General features: G+C 71.3%; 16 protein-coding genes and 1 rRNA gene. 8 read left to right on the top strand and 9 right to left on the bottom strand.

All coding sequences use genetic code 11. The features are described 5' to 3' along the window. Positions 1-829 precede the first annotated feature (829 nt). Positions 830-3676, bottom strand: a complete 2847-nt coding sequence (gene secA, locus ACFYW5_RS05715) for a preprotein translocase subunit SecA (protein ID WP_389415670.1) — start codon at positions 3674-3676, stop codon at positions 830-832. A gap of 267 nt (positions 3677-3943) precedes the next feature. Here secA and ACFYW5_RS05710 point away from each other — a divergent pair, with 267 nt between their 5' ends. Together ACFYW5_RS05710 and ACFYW5_RS05705 are read left to right on the top strand one after the other, a co-directional pair. After that, positions 3944-4516: a GNAT family N-acetyltransferase gene (locus tag ACFYW5_RS05710; protein ID WP_389415669.1), complete on the top strand. Its 573-nt coding sequence runs from the start codon at positions 3944-3946 to the stop codon at positions 4514-4516. 52 nt (positions 4517-4568) lie between these two features. After that, a complete protein-coding gene (locus ACFYW5_RS05705) occupies positions 4569-5741 on the top strand; it encodes a winged helix-turn-helix domain-containing protein (RefSeq protein WP_389415668.1) in 1173 nt (390 codons plus the stop codon). Positions 5742-5747: 6 nt separating this feature from the next. Here ACFYW5_RS05705 and ACFYW5_RS05700 read toward each other — a convergent pair whose 3' ends face one another. The 6 genes from ACFYW5_RS05700 to mtrA form a co-directional block, all read right to left on the bottom strand. After that, a complete protein-coding gene (locus ACFYW5_RS05700) occupies positions 5748-6494 on the bottom strand; it encodes a response regulator (protein ID WP_389415667.1) in 747 nt (248 codons plus the stop codon). A 202-nt stretch (positions 6495-6696) separates the two neighbouring features. Then, the gene (gene hpf / locus ACFYW5_RS05695) at positions 6697-7386 is read right to left on the bottom strand and encodes a ribosome hibernation-promoting factor, HPF/YfiA family (RefSeq protein WP_389415666.1); all 690 of its coding nucleotides are present in this window, start codon (positions 7384-7386) and stop codon (positions 6697-6699) included. 315 nt (positions 7387-7701) lie between these two features. After that, positions 7702-8589 (bottom strand): ComF family protein, encoded by an 888-nt coding sequence (locus ACFYW5_RS05690; protein WP_389415665.1) that lies wholly within the window; start codon positions 8587-8589, stop codon positions 7702-7704. Positions 8590-8765: 176 nt separating this feature from the next. After that, a complete protein-coding gene (locus ACFYW5_RS05685; RefSeq protein WP_389415664.1) occupies positions 8766-10607 on the bottom strand; it encodes an LpqB family beta-propeller domain-containing protein in 1842 nt (613 codons plus the stop codon). After that, positions 10597-12660 carry an MtrAB system histidine kinase MtrB gene (gene mtrB / locus ACFYW5_RS05680; RefSeq protein ID WP_389415663.1) on the bottom strand — a complete coding sequence of 688 codons (2064 nt, stop codon included), beginning with the start codon at positions 12658-12660 and terminating at the stop codon, positions 10597-10599. The genes ACFYW5_RS05685 and mtrB overlap by 11 nt, the downstream gene beginning before the upstream one ends. Before the next feature lies 1 nt (position 12661). Continuing rightward, positions 12662-13351, bottom strand: a complete 690-nt coding sequence (gene mtrA / locus ACFYW5_RS05675) for a two-component system response regulator MtrA (RefSeq protein WP_015659998.1) — start codon at positions 13349-13351, stop codon at positions 12662-12664. 161 nt (positions 13352-13512) lie between these two features. Here mtrA and ACFYW5_RS05670 point away from each other — a divergent pair, with 161 nt between their 5' ends. Then, positions 13513-13752 carry a hypothetical protein gene (locus ACFYW5_RS05670; RefSeq protein WP_389415661.1) on the top strand — a complete coding sequence of 80 codons (240 nt, stop codon included), beginning with the start codon at positions 13513-13515 and terminating at the stop codon, positions 13750-13752. Between the two features lie 54 nt (positions 13753-13806). Here ACFYW5_RS05670 and mtnA read toward each other — a convergent pair whose 3' ends face one another. Beyond that, the gene (mtnA, locus tag ACFYW5_RS05665) at positions 13807-14949 is read right to left on the bottom strand and encodes an S-methyl-5-thioribose-1-phosphate isomerase (protein WP_389415660.1); all 1143 of its coding nucleotides are present in this window, start codon (positions 14947-14949) and stop codon (positions 13807-13809) included. 141 nt (positions 14950-15090) lie between these two features. Between mtnA and ACFYW5_RS05660 the strand changes: the two genes are divergently transcribed. Genes ACFYW5_RS05660 through ACFYW5_RS05640 form a run of 5 tightly spaced genes read left to right on the top strand, consistent with a single transcriptional unit; the run spans position 15091 to position 20680 of the window. Continuing rightward, on the top strand, positions 15091-16416 hold the full coding sequence (locus tag ACFYW5_RS05660; RefSeq protein WP_389415659.1) for a glycerophosphoryl diester phosphodiesterase membrane domain-containing protein: 1326 nt from the start codon (positions 15091-15093) through the stop codon (positions 16414-16416). A gap of 4 nt (positions 16417-16420) precedes the next feature. Continuing rightward, positions 16421-17188: a DUF4129 domain-containing protein gene (locus ACFYW5_RS05655; protein WP_389415658.1), complete on the top strand. Its 768-nt coding sequence runs from the start codon at positions 16421-16423 to the stop codon at positions 17186-17188. Continuing rightward, entirely contained in the window at positions 17185-18381 is a 1197-nt protein-coding gene (locus ACFYW5_RS05650; RefSeq protein WP_389415657.1) for a DUF4350 domain-containing protein, read from the top strand. The genes ACFYW5_RS05655 and ACFYW5_RS05650 overlap by 4 nt, the downstream gene beginning before the upstream one ends. After that, complete coding sequence (locus tag ACFYW5_RS05645) at positions 18381-19370, top strand: AAA family ATPase (RefSeq protein ID WP_389416415.1); 990 nt, start codon at positions 18381-18383, stop codon at positions 19368-19370. Before ACFYW5_RS05650 ends, ACFYW5_RS05645 begins: the two co-directional genes overlap by 1 nt. Beyond that, a complete protein-coding gene (locus ACFYW5_RS05640) occupies positions 19370-20680 on the top strand; it encodes a DUF58 domain-containing protein (RefSeq protein WP_389415656.1) in 1311 nt (436 codons plus the stop codon). Before ACFYW5_RS05645 ends, ACFYW5_RS05640 begins: the two co-directional genes overlap by 1 nt. A gap of 82 nt (positions 20681-20762) precedes the next feature. Here ACFYW5_RS05640 and rrf read toward each other — a convergent pair. Beyond that, positions 20763-20879: ribosomal RNA gene (rrf, locus tag ACFYW5_RS05635) — 5S ribosomal RNA — on the bottom strand. Between the last annotated feature and the right edge of the window lie 9 nt (positions 20880-20888).

Below are 20888 nucleotides of genomic sequence, written 5' to 3'. Positions count from 1 at the left end.
GGCCACAGGCGCCAGGCCGAAGGGCCACAGGCCGCCAGGCCGAAGGGGCCAGGAACACAAGGCCAGCAGGCCCCCTGGCCCCTGGCCCCTGGCCCCTGGCCCCTGGCCCCTGGCCCCTGGCCCCTGGCCCCTGGCCACAAGGCTGGCAGGCGGCCGCAGTCCGCAAGGCCGCTGGGCCGCACGCCGCAGGGCCACAAAGCCGCTGAGCCGCACGCCGCCGGGCCGAAGGGTCACAGGGCCGCCAGGCCGAAGGCGGCCAGGAACACAAGACCAGCAGGTCCCCTGCACCCCTGGCCGCCTGACCGGCAGCCGGCCGCTGGGCCGCACGACCGCTGGGCCGCCCGCCGCCAGGCCGAAGGGCCACCGGCCGCCAGACCCCCATGTCGAAGACCAGCAGGCCGGCCGCAAGGCTGAACAGGCGGCCCTCAGGCTCCCACGGCCGGCAGGACGCCAGAACGCCAGGCGGCGAGGCGGCAGGCCCCAGGCCCACAGCCCGCCCGACCCGGCAAGCCCTCATGCCGAAGGGCCGGACACCCGAACAGTGACCCGGCCCTTCCACGGCCTCCGCACGGCCACACGGCCGCCAGGCCGGCAGCCCTCCAGGGTGCGAGGCCACAGGCGCAGGCCCGGGCCACAGGCCGCCAGGCCCCCGGGCGGAAGCCGCAGGCGCTGGGCGGAAGCCGCAGGCGCCGGGCCCCGAGCCCAAGGCCCACAGCCCGCCCGACCCGGCAAGCCCTCATGCCGAAGGGCCGGGCACCCGAACGGTGACCCGGCCCTTCCACGGCCGCCGCGGCACGCCCTCGCGGGCGCGGCGGGTACCTCGGAACCCCTACTTCTTACGGCGCCGTCCACCCCGCGCCTGCTTGCGCCGCTCCGCGCGCGTGAGGCCGTCCGCCTCGGAGCGCACCGGCTCCTCGTCGTCGGACCACTCCCGCTCGACGGTGCCACCGGCGCCGTCGACGGTCGGCGCGGACAGGTGCAGGTTCCGCCGCTGAGGGGCGTCGAGCCCCTTCGCGCGGATCTCCGGACGCGCACCCGCCTGCGCGGGAACCGCGTCCTGCGGGCCCTTCTCCAGCGTCGGCTTGGCGTCCTCGACCGGGACCTCCTCGACCTGCTGCTCGACCTGGACCTCCAGGTTGAACAGGTAGCCGACGGACTCCTCCTTGATGCCCTCCATCATGGCGGTGAACATGTCGAAGCCCTCGCGCTGGTACTCGACCAGCGGGTCCTTCTGCGCCATCGCGCGCAGGCCGATGCCCTCCTGGAGGTAGTCCATCTCGTAGAGGTGCTCGCGCCACTTGCGGTCCAGCACCGACAGCACGACCCGGCGCTCCAGCTCGCGCATGATCTCGGAACCGAGCTGCGCCTCGCGCTCCGCGTACTGGGCGTGGATGTCGTCCTTGATGGACTCGGCGATGAACTCGGCGGTCAGCCCCGCCCGGTCACCCGCCGCCTCCTCCAGCTCGTCGACGGTGATCTTCACCGGGTAGAGCTGCTTGAAGGCGCCCCACAGCCGGTCCAGGTCCCACTCCTCGGCGAACCCCTCGGCGGTCTCCGCCATGACGTACGCGTCGATCGTGTCGTCCATGAAGTGCTGCACCTGCTCGTGCAGGTCCTCGCCCTCCAGGACGCGGCGGCGCTCGCCGTAGATGACCTCACGCTGGCGGTTGAGGACCTCGTCGTACTTCAGAACGTTCTTACGGGTCTCGAAGTTCTGCTGCTCGACCTGCGACTGCGCGGACGCGATCGCGCGCGTGACCATCTTGTTCTCGATCGGCACGTCGTCCGGGACGTTCGCCATCGACATCACGCGCTCGACCATCTGCGCCTTGAACAGACGCATCAGGTCGTCGCCCAGCGACAGGTAGAAGCGGGACTCGCCCGGGTCACCCTGACGGCCGGAACGACCGCGCAGCTGGTTGTCGATCCGGCGCGACTCGTGCCGCTCGGTGCCGAGGACGTAGAGCCCGCCGAGCTCCTTGACCTCCTCGAACTCGGACTGCACGGCCTTCTCGGCCCGCTCCAGAGCGGCGGGCAGCGCCGCGGCCCACTCCTCGATGTGCTCCTCGGGGTCGAGGCCGCGCTGACGCAGCTCCGCCTCGGCGAGGTCCTCGGGGTTGCCACCGAGCTTGATGTCCGTACCACGGCCGGCCATGTTGGTGGCCACGGTCACGGCGCCCTTGCGGCCGGCCTGGGCGACGATGATCGCCTCACGGTCGTGCTGCTTGGCGTTGAGCACCTCGTGCTGGACACCGCGCTTGCTGAGCTGCTGCGAGAGGTACTCGGACTTCTCGACCGACGTCGTACCGACGAGGATCGGCTGGCCCTTCTCGTGCTTCTCGACGATGTCGTCGACGACCGCCTCGAACTTCGCGACCTCGGTGCGGTAGATCAGGTCCGACTGGTCCTTGCGGATCATCGGCCGGTTCGTCGGGATCGGCACCACACCGAGCTTGTAGATCTGGTGGAACTCGGCGGCCTCGGTCATCGCCGTACCGGTCATGCCACACAGACCCGGCTGTTCCTTGCCGTCGTGGTCGTGGCGCTTGTAGAGGCGGAAGAAGTTCTGCAGGGTGATCGTGGCGAGCGTCTGGTTCTCGTCCTTGATGTCCACCCCTTCCTTCGCCTCGATCGCCTGGTGCATGCCCTCGTTGTAGCGGCGGCCGGCGAGGATACGGCCGGTGTGCTCGTCGACGATCATGACTTCGCCGTCCAGGACGACGTAGTCCTTGTCCTTCTTGAAGAGCTCCTTGGCCTTGATGGCGTTGTTCAGGTAGCCCACCAGAGGCGTGTTCACCGACTCGTAGAGGTTGTCGATGCCCAGCCAGTCCTCGACCTTGGCAACACCGGACTCGTGGATCGCGACGGTGCGCTTCTTCTCGTCGACCTCGTAGTCGCCGGTCTCCTCGATGCCCTTGAGCTGGTTGCCCGGCTCGCCCCTCTTCAGGCGGGTGACCAGCTTGGCGAAGTCGCCGTACCACTTGGTGGCCTGGTCGGCCGGGCCGGAGATGATCAGCGGCGTACGGGCCTCGTCGACGAGGATGGAGTCGACCTCGTCGACGATGGCGAAGTTGTGGCCGCGCTGGACGAGTTCGTCCTTGGACCACGCCATGTTGTCGCGCAGGTAGTCGAAGCCGAACTCGTTGTTCGTGCCGTACGTGATGTCGCAGGCGTACTGCTCGCGACGCTGGGCCGGCGTCATGTTGGCGAGGATGCAACCCACGTTCAGGCCCAGGAACTTGTGGACGCGGCCCATCATTTCGGAGTCGCGCTCGGCCAGGTAGTCGTTGACCGTGATGAGGTGGACGCCCTTGCCGGACAGCGCGTTCAGATACGCGGGCAGGGTGCCGACGAGGGTCTTGCCCTCACCGGTCTTCATCTCGGCCACGTAACCGAGGTGGAGGGCGGCGCCGCCCATGATCTGCACGTCGTAGTGACGCTGGCCGAGGGCGCGCTTGGCGGCCTCGCGGACGGTGGCGAAGGCCTCGGGGAGGAGGTCGTCGAGAGTCTCACCATCGGCGTACCGCTGCTTGTACTCCTCGGTGAGGGCCCGCAGCTCGGCGTCGGAGAGGTCGACGAAGTCCTCTTCGATGGAGTTGACCTGGTCCGCGATGCGGTGCAGCTTGCGCAGGATTTTGCCTTCGCCTGCACGCATGAGCTTCGAGAGGACGGACACGGGGGTTGGTCTCCTTGCCGGTCGGGCCTGGGACGGTCGGTTTCCATTTGACTTGACTGAGCAACGGCCATCGTATGCGAGGACCCCGCCACGCCGGGAGGCCTGCCGAGACGGCGACCTTCCGCTGCTTCACATCTCTTCGAAAGGGACAACGGACGGGCGCCGCGGATGGTGCCGTCCGGTGCGACGAATTACGCGAATTGTGATCGCCTGCTCACGCACGGCACATACTTGGCGTCCGTGGCCGTCCGCGAGCAGAATCGCCCGATGGACCCCGTGACGCTGACCACCGACCGCCTCCTGCTGCGCACGGTCGGCCCGTACGACACCGACGCTGTGTACCGCGCCGTCCAGGACCCCGACATCCAGCGCTGGACGACGATCCCCTCGCCCTACCTCCCCGAGCACGCCAGAAGCTTCACCGAACAACTGGCCCCCGACGGCTGGGCGGACGGCAGCATGTTCACCCTCGGCGTCTTCCTCTCCGAGGGGGAGGACCTGGCGGGCATGCTCGGCCTGACGATGCGCGCCCTGGGGGTGGCCGAGATCGGCTTCTGGACGGCGAAGGAGCACCGCGGCAAGGGCTACACCTGCGAGGCGGTCCTGGCCGCCGCCCGCTGGTCCTTCACCGCGGCCTGCGTCGACCGCCTGGAGTGGCGGGCCGAGGTCGGCAACACCGCCTCCCGCGCGGTGGCGGAGCGCACCGGCTTCACCATCGAGGGCACCCTGCGCTCCGCGATCAACAACAAGGGCGTACGACGGGACTGCTGGGTGGGCTCGCTCCTCCCCTCGGACCTGGGCCTGCCGTCGACGGCCCCGTATGTGCCGGCGAGGAGCTAGCGAATCCCCGGCTCACCCCCCACTGTCAGTGCCACCCCCTATCGTGCGAACCATGACGACCCCGCGCCCCAGCACCGAGCTCTCGGCAGACGAGGCCCGCCGTATCGCCCTGCGCGCCCAGGGCCTGCTCGGCACCCCCGACCGCAGATCCGGCGTCCGCGGCGTCCTGCGTCATCTGGGCGCGGTCCAGCTCGACACCATCTCGGTGCTGGCCCGCTCCCACGAGCTCATCCCGTACGCCCGCCTGGGCGCGGTGGGCCGCAAGACCGTCGAGGACGCCTACTGGAAGGACACGCACGCCTTCGAGTACTGGTCGCATGCCGCCTGCATCCTCCCGGTGGAGGAGTGGCCCCACTTCGCCTTCCGCCGCCGCGCCTACCGCAACCGCCCCCACTGGGGCCATGAACTCCCCGACGGCGCCTACGACCAAGTGATCAAGCAGCTCACCACCGAAGGCCCCCTCACCGCCACGGAGTTGGGCGGCGCGAAGAAGACCAGCGACTGGTGGGACTGGTCCGGCTCGAAGGTCGCCGTGGAGCGCGCCCTGATGTACGGCGAGGTCGTCTGTGTGGAACGCCGGGGCTGGAGGCGCGTGTACGACCTGGCGGAGCGCGCCATCCCGGCTGCCCTGCTGCACGACGAACTCGACGACACCGAGTGCCTGCGCCGCCTGGTCCGGCTGGCCGGCCGGTCCCTCGGCGTCGGCACCCGCGCGGACATCGCCGACTACCACCGCCTCAAGGGCGAGCAGGTGGCCGCGGTGATCGCGGACTCCGGCCTGGTCCCGGTCACCGTCGAGGGCTGGGCCAAGCCCGCCTGGGCTGACCCGGAGGCGCTGGCCGCTCCACCCCGCGGGCGGCACCGCACGACGCTGCTGTCCCCGTTCGACTCCCTGATCTGGGAGCGGGCACGCACCGAGCGCATCTTCGGCTTCACCCACCGCCTGGAGGCCTACGTCCCCCGCCGGAAGCGGGTCTACGGCTACTTCGCGATGCCGGTGCTGGCGGGCGGCCGGCTCGTCGGCCGCGTGGACCCGGCCCGCGAGGGGAGCACGCTGGTGGCCAAGCAGGTCACCCTGGACGGCCCGAAGGCGGTCCCGGCGGTGGCCCAGGCCCTGGTGGAGGCGGCGAGCTGGGTGGACTGCACGGACGTACGGGTGGAGCGGGTCGACGCCCCGGAGCTGCGCGAGCCCCTCGCCCACGCGCTCAGCGGGCTGCTGGCCTGACCCCGCCTACCGGATCTCGAGGATCTTCTCCCGCATCGCGTACACCACGGCCTCCATCCTGGAGTGCAGCTGCAGCTTCTCCAGGATGTTGCGCACATGGTTCTTCACGGTGTTCTCGGAGATGAACAACTCCTTCGCGATGTCGCGGTTGTTCATGCCCGTGGCGACCAGCTTGAGCACCTCGAGTTCACGGTCGGTCAGCCGCGGCGCCGGCACCAGGCGGCGCTCGTCCGTCCGCTGGATCATCGACTTGAACTCGGTGAGCAGCTTCGACGCCATCGACGGGCTGATCTGCGACTGCCCGTCGGCCACGGCGCGGATGGCGGTGGCGACCTCGTCGGTGGAGATCTCCTTGAGGAGATAGCCGGTCGCGCCCGCCTTGATCGCGTCGTAGAGGTCGGCCTCCTCGTCGCTGATCGTCAGCATGATGATCTTCGCGCTGGGTGCCACCTCCTTGATGGAGGTGCAGGCCTCGATCCCGCCCCGCTTCGGCATCCGCACATCCATCAGCACGATGTCGGGCAGCAGATCGGCGGCCTTGTCCACCGCCTCGGCGCCGTCGCCGGCCTCCCCGACGACCTGGATGTCCTCCTCGGCCGCGAGCACGATCTCCAGGCCACGGCGGAAGAGGGCGTGGTCGTCCACGACGAGGACTCTGATCGGCTCCTTGCGTGGAGAGCCCGCGTCCGGGCCCATGCCGACGACACTTGCGTCGGCATCCTCGTCCCGCATCGGTCCGAAGGTGTCCGCCATCGTTCCTCCCCCTGAAGGCTGTGGCTGGTCAGGTGCCATCGCCAACCCAAGGCAGCGGCCCACCGGTTGGGCCGGTGCGGCCATGATTTCATGCCGGGACGACAGCGCGGTGACAGAGCGGGGCGCGAAGTGGTCGCACACCGGTGCCCCTGGGGGCGCACACGCGCTCCAGGGGCACCCGCTCGCTTCTTGGCCGGGCGGATCAGCCGCCCAACGTGCCACCGGCCGCCTGGCTCTCCCCCTCGGCGACCATCGGGTCGGTGTTGAGGTGGATGACGCCGTAGTCGTAGGCGTGCCGTCGGTAGACGACACTCGGTTCCTTGGTCTCGGAATCGATGAACAGGTAGAAGTCGTGCCCGACCAGTTCCATCTCATAGAGGGCCTGGTCCAGGGTCATCGGGGAGGCGACATGCGTCTTCTCGCGAACGACGAGGGGTCCCTCGCCCTTCACTTCCAGCGAGCCGATCTTCTTGACGGGAACGCCGTCCGAGTCTTCCTCCTGGAAGGTGCCGTTCCCGTTGAGCGTCGCCGCGTCCGGGACGTGGTCGGGGACCTCGGCCGCCGTCAGCCGGCGCGCGCCCCGCCGCGAGTAGCGCTTGTCGTGCTGCTTGCGCAGCCGCGCGTCGAGCTTTTCCGCCGCCAGGTCCAGCGCCGCGTACGGATCACTGGCCGCTGCCTCCGCCCGGATCACCGGACCGCGGGAGCGGAGCGTGATCTCCACTCGGTCACTGCGGTCGGCCTGTCGGGGGTTGGGCTCCTTGGACACCTCGACGTCGAGGCTGATCACCTTGCCGTCGAGCTTCTGGATCTTCTCCAGCTTCAGCTTCTCGGCCACGTGCTTGCGGAACCGCTCGGGCACCTCGGTCTTGCGGCCCTTGACGACGATGTCCACGCAGAACTCCGTTCCCGGATCGCTCCGCTGCAGCGGCGGAGCATCTCCCTTTTGCACCAGGCTCCGGCGATTCCCGGAACCTCGGACTCGGTGACGTCCACCTCCTCCTCCCCCATGGGCAAGATCTCCACCCCACCGGCTCGGGTGAATACGGAAAACCCGCAGCCCGGCATTCAGGTATGAGAGGGATGGCCTGCGCCTTTCTCTCACAACCGAACATATCTCGCCCGGACGGATGTCGTCACCCTCTACAGCGGCGTACCTCCGTTCAGGTGAATTGCTCTTCTCATTACCTGCAACGACGCAAGTAGACAGTCAGTTCCGGTTTATTTCGAAAGCATCCGGTGGGGCCGCCACGACGGCCGCGCACAGCACGTCACCTGCGCGGATGCCGCCCGCCATGCCCGGTACTCCGGGCATCCGCACCGCCTCGGCCCTCACTCCCGTCCTCCGTTCCCCTCTGTCTTCCCGAGTTACCGCTCCGCACACCGCGTTCGCCTCATCACCATGGCCAACCGGCCGTACCGCCCCGGCCGCCCCCGTCCGCAGGTCCGCCACCTCTTCCCGTACCGCCCGCGCCGCCTCCGCCAAGGAGGCACCGGTCGTCATCAAGTCGTCGACGAGCACCACCGAGCCACTGCCCAGCAGCCGCTCACCACCGGGCGCCACCCGCAGCGCGCCCGCCAGATTGTCCATCCGCTGCCGGGAGTTGAGCCCCGACTGATCGGCCACGGCACGCCGCTGCCGCAGCACGGCGAGCACCCGCGCGGGGGTCCCGGTCCGCCGCAGCTCGGCCGCCGCGGCGAGCGCGATCCGTCGCGCCGGGTCATGCCCCCGCGCCCGCACGGCCCGCCGCGCCGACGGCACGGGCACCAGCAGCACCGGCGCGCCCCCGCCGCCCTGCCGGCCCACCAGGAGCCCCGCCCGCACGGCTCCCGCCAGCGCCACCCCGAGCGGTGCCGCCAGGGCCAGCGCGCCCCGCTCCTTGTGGGCCAGCAGGGCGGCACGCACCTCGTCCGCGTAGGGTGCCGCGGCGTGCGCCACGGGCAGCCCGGGCGGCTCCGGCACCGGTCGCACCCGGCGCGGTGCGGCCCCGCTCAGGGCCGTACGGCACTCCGGGCAGAGCACCGCACGAGGCCTTCCGCAGCCTCCGCACTCGGCCGGCAGCACCAGATCTGTGAGGTCCCGCCACCACCCCCGCATGCCCACCACTGTGCCAACCCGGGGCGCCCACCGGCCACCCCTGTGGATAACCACCTGTGGATAACTCCGGACGGTGACCTCGCCGGGCCGGGGAAGCACCCCTCGAAGGGCGCTTTCCGAGAAAGGAAACGGCCACCTCCGTCGGAAGCGGCCGTCCTGCACCCTCGGGCGGGCACTCACCCCGGATAAACCGGCGCGGTCCCGTCCGTCACGACCTTCTGCCACTGCGCCCCCGCTTGCAGGCGCACGATCCCGTCCTCCGAGTACGCCACCAGCGGCAACCGGTCGTCCTCCGCCGCGGCGATCTCCTCCACCCCGGTCAGCGCGGCGGGGGCCGGTCCCTCCGGAGTGGATCCGTCGACCTGGACGTACCGCACCGTCTGCACGCCGTCCTGCTCGCGCCCGACCACCACGAGCCGGCTGTCACCCGCCCACGACACGGTGGTGACCTCCTCCAGCTCCGGCGTCGCGGACCGCAGTTCCTGCACCGTCACGAGCGGCCGGTCCTCGCCCGGCTTGTTCTCGCGCTCGATCCGCCCGATGAGCAGGGCGGACGTGTCGCCCTTGGCCACGACGAGCGCGATCCGCACTCCGTCCGCGGCCACCCGTACCGACTCGATGCGCCCGTCGAGTCCCGGGGTCTGCACCTCGAGCGGCTCGCCCGCGCCGTTCTCCAGCAGCAGCAGGCGGGGGTCCTCGGGGTTGCGGTCGGCGACCCACAGGTCGTGCCGGGAGTCCCAGCTCGGCGTCGTCAGCCGGTCCTCGGCCGTCTTGCCGGTACTGCGCAGCACGGGCTCCCCGAGCGATGCCCCGGACACCAGGGAGCCGACGTACAGCTCCTTGCCCTCGACACCGACCCCGGCCGCCATGTGCTCGTCCCGCGAGACCGCCGCGGACCGCAGCTGTGTGTTCCCCTCGCCCAGCGCGCCGGGGACCGGATCCGGCGTCCGGGCGCCGTCCTCGGCCGCCGCCATCCGCACCAGCCGGTGCTCGTCGTCGACGTAGTACAGGTACTCCACGTCCTCGGTGGACCCGCGCGCGGCAGCGCCCGCGGATGCCTCCTCGGCGAGCGAGCACAACTGCTTGCCGCCCGACTCCAGCTCGACCTCCTCCAGCGACGGAGTGAGGCTGCGCAGGGTGAACAGGAGCTGGGCGGCCATCTCGGTGCACTTGCTCAGGCCGACCCGGGCCGCCCGGTCGTTGAGCGGCACGGTCAGCTTGTTCTGCTCGTCGGGCGTCAGCGTGGTGACGCCCTTCTGCAGCGCGGTCCCGGTGGGAAAGCTCGTCCTGACCACGGGGCTGAGCCAGGTGGTGGGCCCGTTCAGCAGGGAACGCACCATCTGCTTCATCGGATCGACGCGCGCACGGACGTAGACGGGATCGGCGACCGCCGCCGTCCGACCGCTGCCCCCGGCCACGGTGTTGGAGGCGAAGTAGTACTTGTTGACCGACGTGTAGTTGCGCTCGAAGTCGCCCTGTCCCATGACGACGCCCTGGGGCAGCTTGCCGATGCGCCACTGCTTGGTCTTGGGATCCTGGGTGAGATGCAGCAGCGACTCGTACACCCCCTCCGCCGGGGCGTACGACTGCTGCTCGTCCACCGTGGCGACCTTGGTGCCGCTCAACGCGAACGAGGTCTCCCCGGTGTCCTCCCGCCCCCGCGACCTGGGCAGCTCGAAGGCGTCCGGACCGTCCGCGAGGACCGTCGTGCCGGTCTTGGGCCGCCAGGTCTTCGCCGCGTCCTCGGTCAGATACTGGCTGGCGATCTCATAGTTCGGATCGTCGCTGGTCAGCGCCTCCAGGAAGCCCTGGACGAGCTGGGTGGGCGTGGCGTCCTCCGAGGGCGGCATCGCGAAGACCCGCACCTGGGTGTCCTGCCGCGCGGTGGAGTCCACCCCGCTCAGATCCCCGCTGTCGGGCATCGAGGCGCACCCGGCCAGCAGTACGGCGCCGCAGGCGACGTACGCCGCCGCGCGCCCCGGTCCGCGCCGGGCGCCCCCCTCGCGGTCAGCGCCCACGGAATGCCTCCCCTTGCCTGCTCGGGCCCTCGGGCGGCCCGGCGTCCTCGCCGCGCGCCCTCTCACCGGCGGGCGCGTCGTCCTGTCGTCGCGGCCCCGACGCGGGCCGGGGCACCACGCGCGCCCCATTGCCCGGCAGCGCCGTCGGATCGGCCGTGGGGGCCGCTCCGTTGAGCCGCTGGGCTATCGGGTCCCGTGACGTCATCGCGGACGCCTGGTCACCCGTCTGCTGCGCCGGCACGGTCGCGCTCTTCTCCCCGCGCGGGAGACCGGCGTCGTCCAGGCCACGGTTGCGGCGCGAGTCCTTCGGCTCCAGCGGTATCGGGGAGCCCCGCAGCGGCTCGTCCGCGGTCCGCGGCAGCGTCAGCCGGAACTGCGAGCCACCGCCCGGCTCGCCCCAGGCCTGGAGCCAGCCGCCGTGCAGCCGGGCGTCCTCCAGGGCGATGGACAGCCCCAGACCCGTTCCGCCGGTGGTACGCGCGCGTGCCGGGTCGGCCCGCCAGAAACGGCTGAACACGCGCGTGGCCTCGCCGGGCTTGAGTCCGACGCCGTAGTCGCGCACCGCGACCGCGACCGCCCCGCCCGCCGAGGCGAGCTTGACGACCACGTCCCGGCCATCACCGTGCTCCACGGCGTTGACCACGAGATTGCGCAGGACCCGTTCCACCCGCCGGGCGTCCGCCTCGGCGACGACGGGCTGCTGGTCGCCCACCACCCGGATCGTCGTGCCCTTGCGCTCCGCGAGCGGCTCGGCCCCGCTGACCACGCGCCGCACGACCTCGCGCAGATCGATCGGCTCGGCCTCCAGCGCCGCCGCCCCCGCGTCGAACCGGCTGATCTCCAGCAGATCCGCGAGCAGCGACTCGAAACGGTCCAGCTGATCGGCGAGCAGCTCCGCCGACCGCGCGGTCACCGGATCGAAGTCCTCCCGCGCCTCATGGATCACATCGGCGGCCATCCGTACAGTCGTCAGCGGCGTTCGCAGCTCGTGCGACACGTCGGACACGAACCGCCGCTGCATCCGCGACAGGTCCTCCAGCTGCTGGATCTTCAGCTGAAGGTTCTGCGCCATCTTGTTGAAGGCCTCGCCGAGCCGCGCGATGTCGTCCTCGCCGGTGACCTTCATCCGCTCCTGCAGCCGCCCGGCGGACAGCCGCTCGGCGATCCCGGCCGCCATCCGCACCGGCGTGACCACCTGCCGCACGACCAGCCAGGCGATGGCGCCGAGGAGTACGACGACGAAGAGCCCGGCGGTCGCCAGCGTGCCCTTGACCAGGCTCAGCGACTTCTCCTCCTGCGTGAGCGGGAAGAGGTAGTAGAGCTGGTAGGGGTCGCCGTTGGGGTCGTTGACCTGCTTGCCGATGACGAGGGCCGGCTGGGAGTCCTTGTCGGCGTTGTAGACGATGCGCGTGTAGCTCTGGGCCGCCGCGGTGCTGCTGTCGACGCGCTCGCGCAGGTTCTCGGGCACGCTCGCGGTCGGGTCGACGTAGTTGGAGGCGCGCGGACCGCGCCCGCCGCCGCTGTCCCCGCCCGCGGGCAGCGTCACCACTTCGAAGGCGCCCTGGCCGCCGCTGGAGAGCTGCTCCACCAGGTCGCTCATCCACTGGATGACGTTCTGGTCCAAGCGGCCGTCCGTCGCGGTGCCGTCGTCGCCGGGCCCTGCCGCCCGCGTCTCGTCGGCCGTGGTCTTGGCCGCGGCGAAGCCGCCGGTGGCCTGGCTCTGCGAGGCCTTCACCTTGGCGTCCAGCAGGCCGTTGCGCACCTGGCCGATGACCACGAAGCCCAGCAGCAGGACCACGCCCAGCGACATCAGCAGGGTCGTGACGACGACCTTGAGCTGGATGTTGCGCCGCCACAGCCGCATGACGGGCAGCAGCGGCCGGCGCACCCAGCGCATGAACAACCGAAGGACCGGACTGCCCTGGACACCGCCCTGGAGCAACCCGCCCTCCAGGAACCGTCGCCAACGGGAGCCTGCCGTCCCCCGGCCGACAGGCCGCCCCCCGCGAGCCCCGGACCGGCCGGGCGCCGAAGCGGCACTGTCACCGGACATGTCAGCTCGGTCCCGCCTTGTAACCGACACCACGCACGGTCACCACGATCTCCGGCCGCTCCGGGTCCTTCTCGACCTTGGAGCGCAGCCGCTGCACATGAACATTGACCAGCCGGGTGTCGGCGGCGTGCCGGTAACCCCACACCTGCTCCAGCAGGACCTCGCGGGTGAACACCTGCCACGGCTTGCGCGCCAGCGCGACCAGCAGATCGAACTCCAGCGGGGTGAGCGCGATCGACTGCCCGTCCCGCTTCACGGAGTGACCGGCCACGTCGATGACCAGATCGCCGATGGCGAGCTGCTCCGGCGCCGGCTCCTCCGACCGCCGCAGCCGCGCCCGGATCCGGGCGACCAGCTCCTTCGGCTTGAACGGCTTCACGATGTAGTCGTCCGCGCCCGACTCCAGGCCCACGACGACATCGACGGTGTCGCTCTTGGCCGTGAGCATGACGATCGGCACGCCCGACTCCGCCCGGATCAGACGGCAGACCTCGATGCCGTCCCTTCCGGGCAGCATCAGATCGAGCAGCACCAGATCGGGCTTGGTCTCACGGAAAGCGGCCAGCGCCTTGTCGCCGTCGGCTACGAAAGACGGCTCGAAACCTTCACCACGCAACACGATGCCGAGCATCTCGGCCAGTGCGGTGTCGTCGTCGACGACAAGGACTCGTCCCTTCATAAACGACATCATCCCATTCTCGTAACAGTGACCGGGGCGCTGGTGAGAAGGGTCACTGGCCTGTGACGATAGTCGTACCGAGCCGTCACTGTCTGCCCTGGCCCCACCCAGGCGCCCGGGTGACACCCCCGAGCGGGCCGTGCCCGGCGATGATCCCGGTCGTTCCCCTGCACATGCGCAAGATCCTCACGACTACCGTCCTGACCGCGGCCACCCTGGCCCTGGCCGCCCCCGCCCACGCCGACACCGGCGAGGACTTGGGCAACGCCCTCAACGCGGCGAGCAACGGAAACTTCACGGCAGCAGCAGTCTGCCTCCACGAGGCGGCCGTCGTGCCTTTCCTCGGCGACTGGACGGGCGACCACGTCAACAACTGCTCCGACGGCAACGTGATCGACCACGCGGGCCGCTGACCGGACACCGCCCCCGCCGGGCCGCCACATCGCGGCCCGGCGATCCGGCCCGGCCTAGCCGATCGTCACCTCCCGCGACCTGCCACATACCTCCGCCAGCGCCTCGGCGGTCACCGGCGACACCACACCCTCTTCCGTCACGATCGCCGTCACCAGCTCCGGTGGCGTCACGTCGAAGGCCGGGTTGTACGCCTGCGTCCCCAGCGGCGCCACCGGTATCCCGCCGCCCGGCCCCGTCAGCGGCACCTGCGGCGCGGTCAGCTCGGTCACCTCGTACCCGCCCCGCTGCTCCACCTCGATGGACGCCCCGTCGGGCGTCTCCGGGTCCACCGTCGTCACCGGAGCCACCACGATGAACGGCACATGGTGATACCGCGCCAGCACCGCGAGCGGATAACTCCCCACCTTGTTCGCCACCGACCCGTCGGCGGCGATCCGGTCCGCCCCGATCAGTACGGCGTCCACTTCACCGGCCGCGAACAGCGACCCCGCCGCGTTGTCCGTCAGCAAGGTGTACGCCATCCCGCTGCGCGCCGCCTCGTACGCCGTCAGCCGGGCACCCTGCAACAGCGGACGCGTCTCGTCCACCCACAGCCGCCGCAGCTGCCCCACGCGATGCGCGGCCAGCGCCACCGCGAACGCCGTGCCCTCCCCGCCGGACACCAGCGACCCGGTGTTGCAGTGGGTGAGAATCCGGTGCCCGCCGCCGGGCAGCAGCTCGTCCAGCAGGGCCAGCCCCCGCTCGGCCATCCGCGCGCTGGCGTCGGCGTCCTCCTCGTGCAGCTTCCGCGCCGCGGCCAGCGCCGCCTCGGCCGCCTTTCCCGAATCACCGCTCCGGGCCAGCTCGGCCCGGTGCGCGGCCTGCGCCCGGCGCACCCCGACGGCGAGATTCACCGCCGTGGGACGGGCACCCGCGAGCGCGTCCGCCGCGTCGTCCACATCGAAGCCGCGCACGGCGGCCAGCGCGACACCGTACGCCCCCGCGATCCCGAGCAGCGGCGCCCCGCGCACGGCGAGCGAGCGGATCGCCTCCACCAGCACCGGCGCATCCGTACAGACCAGTTCGACCTCCTCTGCGGGCAGTCTCGTCTGGTCGAGAAGGACCAGTACGGGGCCTTCAGGCGGCTCCTCCCACCGGATCACCGGTATCTGGGTCGGCCGCTTGTCCTCGCCGGATTGCGCGTGCTGATCAGCCATGCGGTCAGTCTGCCCGTTATCCGGCGGACAATTGAAGGTGTGCAGCCCATACCTTGGCCGGTCCCCGGATGACCACCCCATGGCACGATGGCTGCCAACCTGCCGCCGCGACCCGCGGACGGGCACCGTGAAGGAGCGACGATGAACGACACTCCGGGCTGGGCCTCGCCCGGATCCGCCCCGTCCGACGGACAGGAGCCCGGCACGTCCGGCCCTGACCGGCCCGCCGACCGACCGGAATCCGAGCAGCCCGCGGACCAGTCCGGCCCGCAGCCGCAGGACTCCGGCCCGACGTGGTCCAAGGAGCAGCCGCCACCGGCCCAGTGGTCCGCACCCACCGGCCCCGCGGCCCCGGAACAGACCCCACCGCCCCCGCCCCCCGGCCCGGGCTGGGGCAGCCACCCCCCGGCCGGCCCCGGCGGCCACGGAGGCTACGCAGGCCCCGGCGGATACGGCTCCTGGAGCGGCGGTTGGGGCGGCCCCCCGCCCGCGGCCAAGCCCGGCGTCATCCCCCTGCGCCCGCTCGGCGTCGGTGAGATCCTCGACGGCGCCGTCTCCACCATGCGCGCCTACTGGCGCACGGTGCTCGGCATCGCCCTCACCGTCGCGGTCCTCACCGAGATCGTCGTCGTCCTGCTCCAGGGCTTCTTCCTGAACGACCGCATCGACACCGACGCCCTCAACGACCCCAGCGCCACCTTCAGCGAACTCAGCCGCGCCATGGGCGACGCCATGCTCAGCTACGGCGTCATCTCCGTGATCTCCCTGATCGGCACGATCGTGGCGACCGCCCTGCTCACCACCGTCACCAGCCGCGCCGTCCTCGGCAAGTCGGTGACCATCGGCGAGGCCTGGACCGACGCCCGCCCGCAGATCGCCAGGCTCTTCGGCCTGATCTTCCTGCTGGTGCTCATCGCCTTCGGCATCGTCGCCGTGGGCGTCCTGCCGGGCATCCTGGTGGCCGCCTCGGGCGCCGGTGAAGCGGGCGCCGCCCTCACCGCCCTGGGCAGCCTGTGCGCCATCGTCGTCGCGATCTGGCTGATGCTGCGCTTCTCCCTCGCCTCGCCGGCGCTGATGCTGGAGAAGCAGAGCATCGTGAAGTCGATGAGCCGCTCCGTGAAGCTGGTCCGCGGCTCCTGGTGGCGTATCTTCGGCATCCAGCTGCTGGCCATGCTCATCGCGAGCATCCTCGCGTCGATCATCGCCATCCCGTTCGCCTTCCTGGCCGACGCCTTCAGCGGCGACAGCGGCAGCGGCCTCCTCGACAGCAGCGGCGACCTCGGCTGGACGTACCTCATCGTCAGCGGCATCGGCTCGGTGATCGGCTCCATGATCACCTTCCCGATCTCGGCGGGCGTCACCGTGCTCCTCTACATCGACCAGCGCATCCGCCGCGAGGCCCTCGACCTCGAACTGGCCCGCGCCGCCGGCGTCCAGGGCTACGGACCCGACACCCCGGGGAGCTGAATCGGTGAGCCTGGCGGGGGGAGTTCTCACCGCGGCGCCGGCCCTGCCGCGCGGCGCCGTACGGATGTCCCTGCATGCCGGGGACGCGCTGTCACGCGCGCGCTCCGGCGACGAACCACCGGTAACGATCCCGCGCGACCCCGCCCGGGAGGCCGCGCGGCGCGAGCTGTCCAAGCGGATGTACCACGAGAACGAACCCGGCCTGTTCCAACGCGCCCTCGACGCCTTCTGGGGCTGGGTCGGCGACCTGTTCAGCAGCGCCTCGGCCGTGACCCCCGGAGGCGCGCTCGGCGTGGTCGTCGTCATCCTCGCCGTACTCGCCGTCCTGGGCGCCCTGTGGTGGCGCCTGGGCACCCCGCGCCGCGAACCCGCCTCCGCCGCCGCCCTGTTCGACGACCGCCCCCGCAGCGCCGCCGAACACCGCGCCGCCGCCGAGGCACACGCCGCCCAGGGCCACTGGAACCAGGCCGTCCAAGAACGCATGCGGGCCATCGTCCGCGCGCTGGAGGAACGCGCCCTCCTCGACGTCCGCCCCGGCCGCACCGCCGACGAGGCAGCCGCCGAAGCCGGCCGAGCCCTGCCCGACCACACCGACCGACTGCGCACCGCAGCACGGGACTTCGACGATGTGACATACGGCGGCCGAGCCGCGACCGAGCCGTCGTACCGGCGCATCGCCGAACTCGACCACGACCTGGAGCGCACCAAGCCCCGGCTCACCAGCAGCGCCCACAGCACGGCCCCCCACACCCGCCAGGGAGCCGCCCAGTGACCACCGAGGCCACGCTCGCGTCCACCTCGGTCTCCCCCACCGCCCGCCAGGTGTGGACCCGCGCGCGAGGCATCGCCCTCGCCCTCGTCATCCTCCTGGTGGGCGCCGTCGCCATCGCGGTGGTCCGCTCCGACGCCCGGCACGGCACCCTCGACCCACGCTCCGCCGACGCCCAGGGCAGCCGCGCCCTCGCCGAACTCCTCGCCGACCGAGGCGTGTCCACGCGCGTGGTCACCACCCTCGACCAGGCACGCGCCGCGACCGGCCCGGACACCACCCTCCTGGTCGCCGTCCCCGACCTGCTGACCGGGCGTCAACAGACCTCGCTGCACTCCGCGATCGGCGACAGCGACGGCCGCACTCTCCTCGTCGCCCCCGGCGGCCGGTCCGTCGAACGGCTCGCCCCCGACGTCGTCGCCGACCCCGCCAAGAGCCTGGACTCCACCCTCCAGCCCGACTGCGACCTCCCCGAGGCCCGGCGCGCCGGCGCCGCCGACACGGGCGGCCTCCGCTACACCACCACCCACCTCCAGGCAGACTCCTGCTACCCGAGCAAGCGCCTGGCCACCCTCCTGCGCATCCCCAGCTCCTCCGGGGACGGCGACACCGTGGTCCTCGGCGCGCCCGACATCCTCTACAACGACCACCTCGACGAGCAGGGCAACGCTTCGCTCGCCCTCCAACTCCTCGGCTCCCGCCCCCATCTGGTCTGGTACCTCCCCTCGCTCTCCGACTCCACCGCCGCCAGCCCCGAAGGTGAGCGCGACTTCTTCGACCTGCTCCCCTCGGGCTGGCTCTGGGGCACCCTCCAGCTCTTCATCGCGGCAGCCCTGGCCGCCCTCTGGAGGGCACGCCGACTGGGCCCCCTCGTGCCCGAGAAACTCCCCGTGACGATCCGCGCATCCGAGACCGTCGAAGGCCGCGCCCGCCTCTACCGCAAGGCCGACGCCCGTGACCGCGCAGCCGCCGCTCTTCGCTCCACCACCCGCACCCGCCTCGCCCCCCTCGTAGGCGTCCCCGTCACCCAGGCGCACGCGCCCGAGGCCCTGCTCCCCGCCCTGTCCGCGCACCTCCGCGGCGACGGACAGCCCCTGCACAACCTCCTCTTCGGCCCGCCGCCCGGCGACGACGCAGCCCTCATCTCCCTCGCCGACCAACTCGACGCCCTCGAAAGTGAGGTACGCCGTCCATGATGGACCCGACCACTGACAACGCCGGGCAGAGCGGGGACCGGCCCGATTCCCGGGCATCCCTGGAAGCCCTGCGCGCCGAGATCGCCAAAGCCGTGGTCGGCCAGGACCCCGCCGTCACCGGCCTCGTCGTCGCCCTCCTCTGCCGCGGACACGTTCTCCTAGAAGGAGTCCCTGGGGTCGCCAAAACGTTGCTCGTCCGCGCCCTCGCATCCGCACTCGAACTCGACACCAAGCGCGTCCAGTTCACCCCCGACCTCATGCCGAGCGACGTGACCGGCTCCCTGGTCTACGACACCCGCACCGCGCAGTTCTCCTTCCAGCCCGGCCCGGTCTTCACCAACCTCCTCCTCGCGGACGAGATCAACCGCACGCCCCCCAAGACCCAGTCGTCCCTCCTCGAAGCCATGGAGGAACGCCAGGTCACCGTGGACGGCACCCCCCGCCCGCTCCCCGAGCCCTTCCTGGTCGCGGCCACCCAGAACCCGGTCGAGTACGAGGGCACCTACCCCCTCCCCGAAGCCCAACTGGACCGCTTCCTCCTCAAGCTCACGATCTCCCTGCCCTCCCGCCAGGACGAGATCACCGTCCTCACCCGCCACGCCGAGGGCTTCAACCCACGCGACCTGCGCGCCGCCGGCGTACGCCCCGTAGCCGGCCCCGCCGACCTCGAAGCCGCCCGCGCGGCCGTGGCCAAGACGACGGTCTCCCCCGACATCACGGCCTACGTCGTCGACATCTGCCGCGCCACCCGCGACTCGCCGTCCCTCACCCTCGGCGCCTCCCCGCGCGGCGCGACGGCCCTCCTCGCCACCGCCCGCGCGTGGGCATGGCTGACCGGCCGTGACTACGTCACCCCCGACGACGTGAAAGCGCTTGCCCTGCCCACCCTCCGGCACCGCCTGCAACTCCGCCCGGAAGCGGAAATGGAAGGCGTGACGGCGGACTCCGTCATCAACGCGATCCTCACCCACGTCCCCGTTCCCCGCTGATGGCACTCACCGGACGCGCCGCGCTCCTCGCAGCCCTGGGCTCCCTCCCCGTCGGCATCTGGGAACCCAGCTGGACGGGCATCCTGGCCGTCAACGCCCCACTCGCGGTCGCCTGCGCCTGCGACTTCGCCCTGGCCGCCCCCGTACGCCGTCTCGGCCTGACCCGTTCCGGCGACACCTCCGCACGCCTCGGCGAAACCGCCGACGTGACCCTCACCGTCACCAACCCCTCCGGCCGCCCCCTGCGCGCCCACCTGCGCGACGCCTGGCCGCCGAGCAGCTGGCGGCCCGGCACGGAAATCGAGGCCTCCCGCCACCACCTGACGGTCCCGCCCGGCGAACGCCGACGCCTCACCACGCGTCTACGTCCCACCCGCCGCGGCGACCGCCATGCGGACCGCGTGACCATCCGCTCCTACGGCCCGCTCGGCCTCTTCACCCGACAGGGCACCCACAAAGTCCCCTGGACGGTCCGTGTGCTGCCCCCCTTCACCAGCCGCAAGCACCTCCCCTCCAAGCTCGCCCGCCTCCGCGAACTCGACGGCCGCACCAGCGTCCTCACCCGCGGCGCAGGCACAGAATTCGACAGCCTCCGCGAGTACATCCCCGGCGACGACACCCGCTCCATCGACTGGCGCGCTACGGCCAGACAGTCCGCGGTCGCCGTACGCACCTGGCGCCCCGAGCGCGACCGCCACATCCTCCTGGCCCTCGACACCGGCCGCACCTCAGCCGGCCGCGTGGGCGACGCCCCACGTCTCGACGCCTCCATGGACGCGGCACTCCTCCTGGCGGCCCTGGCCTCCCGAGCCGGCGACCGCGTGGACCTCCTCGCCTACGACCGCCGGGTCCGCGCGCTGGTCCAGGGCCGAACGGTCGGCGACGTACTGCCGTCCCTGGTCAACGCCATGGCGACACTGGAACCCGAACTCGTCGAGACCGACGCCCGCGGCCTGACCGCCACAGCACTCCGTACGGCTCCCCGGCACGCCCTCATCGTCCTGTTCACGAGCCTCGACGCGGCCCCGATCGAAGAGGGCCTGCTCCCGGTACTCGGTCAACTGACCCAGCGCCACACCGTCCTCGTGGCATCCGTGGCAGACCCGTACGTCGCCCGCATGGCCAAAGCCCGGGGCAACACCGATTCCGTCTACGAGGCGGCAGCCGCGGCGCAGGCCCAGAGCGAACGCCACCGCACAGCGGACCAACTCCGCCGTCACGGCGTCACAGTGGTCGACGCGACCCCGGACGAATTGGCCCCCGCTTTGGCAGACGCCTATCTGGCGCTGAAGACCGCAGGACGCCTCTGAGCGGGTGGGGGAAACCGAAAGGACGGCTAAACGCAGAAAACCCCCGTACCGAATGAACGGTACGGGGGTTCTCTCACAATTTGTTCGGCGGTGTCCTACTCTCCCACAGGGTCCCCCCTGCAGTACCATCGGCGCTGTAAGGCTTAGCTTCCGGGTTCGGAATGTAACCGGGCGTTTCCCTCACGCTATGACCACCGAAACACTATGA

It is taken from the genome of Streptomyces sp. NPDC002779 (genome assembly GCF_042888685.1).
Lineage (GTDB): Bacteria > Actinomycetota > Actinomycetes > Streptomycetales > Streptomycetaceae > Streptomyces.
This window is presented reverse-complemented; position numbering and strand designations above follow the sequence as displayed.